Source organism: Achromobacter sp., assembly GCF_036567245.1.
GTDB lineage: Bacteria > Pseudomonadota > Gammaproteobacteria > Burkholderiales > Burkholderiaceae_B > Achromobacter.
Genome location: NZ_DATCUY010000273.1, coordinates 1 through 2,491 on the forward strand (window position 1 = coordinate 1; position 2,491 = coordinate 2,491).

General features: G+C 64.8%; 2 protein-coding genes and 1 pseudogene. 1 reads left to right on the top strand and 2 read right to left on the bottom strand.

Annotated features, from left to right (window positions below; all coding sequences use genetic code 11):
* The coding region (locus tag VIR09_RS11995; protein WP_332013076.1) for a serine/threonine protein kinase at positions 1 to 852 on the bottom strand (852 nt) is incomplete at its 3' end.
* A gap of 156 nt (positions 853 to 1,008) precedes the next feature.
* Here VIR09_RS11995 and VIR09_RS12000 point away from each other — a divergent pair.
* Positions 1,009 to 1,404 carry a TssQ family T6SS-associated lipoprotein gene (locus VIR09_RS12000; protein WP_332013077.1) on the top strand — a complete coding sequence of 132 codons (396 nt, stop codon included), beginning with the start codon at positions 1,009 to 1,011 and terminating at the stop codon, positions 1,402 to 1,404.
* A 108-nt stretch (positions 1,405 to 1,512) separates the two neighbouring features.
* On the opposite strand, the pseudogene VIR09_RS12005 reads toward VIR09_RS12000, so the two are convergent.
* Positions 1,513 to 2,491, bottom strand: a pseudogene (locus VIR09_RS12005) (DNA-directed RNA polymerase subunit beta'); the annotation flags it as partial.

Here is a 2,491-nt window from a genome sequence, read left to right on the forward strand (position 1 = left end):
GGGCCCCGGCGCGGGCAACGGCGGTGGCGGCATCGGATGCACCGCCGGCGGATTGGGCTGAACCACTTCGGACCGGGTGATCAGCGCGTTGGGCGCACCCATTCCGGACTCGAACCAGGCGTATACGCCCGCACCGACCAACGCCACGATGAGCAACAACACCAGCAGGGGATGACGCCCACGCGCGGGTTGGCGTGCCGCAGTGGCGGCCATCGGCGGTGCCGCGTGGGACGCCCGCAGCGGGGCGACCGGATCCGGCGCCATCTCGACCTGCGCGGCAATGCCCAGCATGGCGGCCAGATCGACCAGCGTCTGCGGCCGGTCGCCGGGCGCCATGGCCAGGCCAGCGTCGATCACGGACAGGAAGTCCTGGCTGTACTTCGGCAATCCCAGGGAGGCGAGCGGCTCGTAGGTATCCTCCGCGCGGCGCTCAGGCGCCGGCGCGGGCTTACTGCCTATGACCAGCGCGTACATCACCGCGCACAAGGCGTAGATGTCGCTCCAGGGGCCGCGGGGCCATTCCACCGAATCGGAATAAAGCTCGAACGGCGCAAAACCAGGGGTCGGCGTGCGGGTGGCGCGGCGCGAACGCGCCACGACCAGTTCCGGCACCAGATGGGCCCGGGCGCTTTCGTCCATACCCACCGTATCCAGCGAAATATCGCCGCAGATTTCACCTTGGGCATGCAGGGCCATCAAGGATGGCAGCAGATCGGACAGAAGCCGCTTGATGCGGGTTTCCGGCACGCCCCCCGCCGTGCTGGCGGCGATGGCGCTCAACGGACGCAGAGCAAGCGGCGCGGCGCCGGAAAAGGGGCCACGCGGCGTCAAGAGGCCGGCGGAAGAAGACATGATCGGGACTGGCGCTGTCGCGCGACAGCTCAATTAACTATGGAATAAGGCGAATATTATCCAATCCGCACCGCAAGGACATTGCGGAAAATGTCCGAGCGCATCAGGCTGTGGCACGATAGCGTACTGCTAAACCCTTCTACATCTTTGGAAGCCATGAAAATTCGCGTTCTGAGTAGTCTGCTCGGCTTGTCGGCCATACTGGCGGGTTGCGCCGGGGTTACGTCCAAGCAGCCGGAAGCGCCGCCCACCGCAGAAGCCTTGGACCAGCTGCAGCAAGTACGCGACAAATACAGCGCCGGCCGCTATGGAGAAGTCATCCGTGGCGTCGCCACCTCCGACGCCCTGGCCACCTCCACCAAGGCCGTGCGCATCGAAGCCTACAAGCTGCAGGCGTTCAGTTACTGCGTGAGCAAGTATCCCCGGCTGTGCGAGGACAGCTTCGCCCGCATCCTGGCCCTGGACCCCGCCTTCGAGCTGGCACCGAACGAAGCTGGCCATCCCGTCTGGGGCCCAGTCTTCCGCCACGCTCAGGCACAGGTCGCGAAGTAACCGCCCTTGCGCCGAACAAAAAAAGGCCGCTGATTCGCATCAGCGGCCTTTTCGATTCCGGGCATGCCGCGCCGGACTGCGCGCGGCATCCCTGCCGGGTGTTTCCGCTTATTCGGCGGAATCCTCGGCGCCGAGGTCGGATGCCGGCGTTTCCGCATCCGAGCCCACCGTAACCGGCGAGTCTTCGAACGGGTTGGCCAACTGGCGGGCGGCTTCGCGTTCCGCGGCCTCCAGCTCTTCCTTGTCGCGGCGGGCATGGTGGTACGCCAGACCGGTACCGGCCGGGATCAGGCGGCCGACGATGACGTTTTCCTTCAAGCCGCGCAGGTCGTCGCGCTTGCCCATGATGGCGGCTTCGGTCAGGACCCGGGTGGTTTCCTGGAACGAAGCGGCCGAGATGAACGAGTCGGTCGACAGCGAGGCCTTCGTGATACCCAGCAGCACGTTGTCATACGTGGCGGGGATACGATCTTCAGCCTGCATGCGGTCATTCGCATTCAACAGCTCGGAACGCTCGACCTGCTCGCCCGGGATGAACTCGGTATCGCCCGCGTCAACGATGTTCACACGACGCAGCATCTGACGAACAATCACTTCGATGTGCTTGTCGTTGATCTTCACGCCCTGCAGACGGTACACGTCCTGCACTTCGTCGACGATGTAGGTCGCCAGCTTCTCGATGCCTTGCAAGCGCAGGATGTCGTGGGGATCGGCCGGGCCGTCCACGATCATTTCGCCCTTGTTCACCACCTGGCCGTCGTGCACCAGCACCTGCTTTTCCTTCGGAATCAGGAACTCGTGGCTCACGCCTTCCAGGTCGGTGATGACCAGACGCTGCTTGCCCTTGGTGTCCTTGCCGAACGAGACCGTGCCGGTAACGTCGGCGAGCATGCCGGCGTCCTTCGGCGAACGGGCTTCGAACAGCTCGGCCACGCGCGGCAGACCACCGGTAATGTCGCGGGTCTTTTGCGATTCTTGCGGAATACGCGCCAGAACTTCACCCACGGCAACCTGCTGGCCGTCACGCACGGTAATCAGCGCGCCCACCGGGAACGAGATGTTCACCGAGTGATCGGTGCCGGCGATC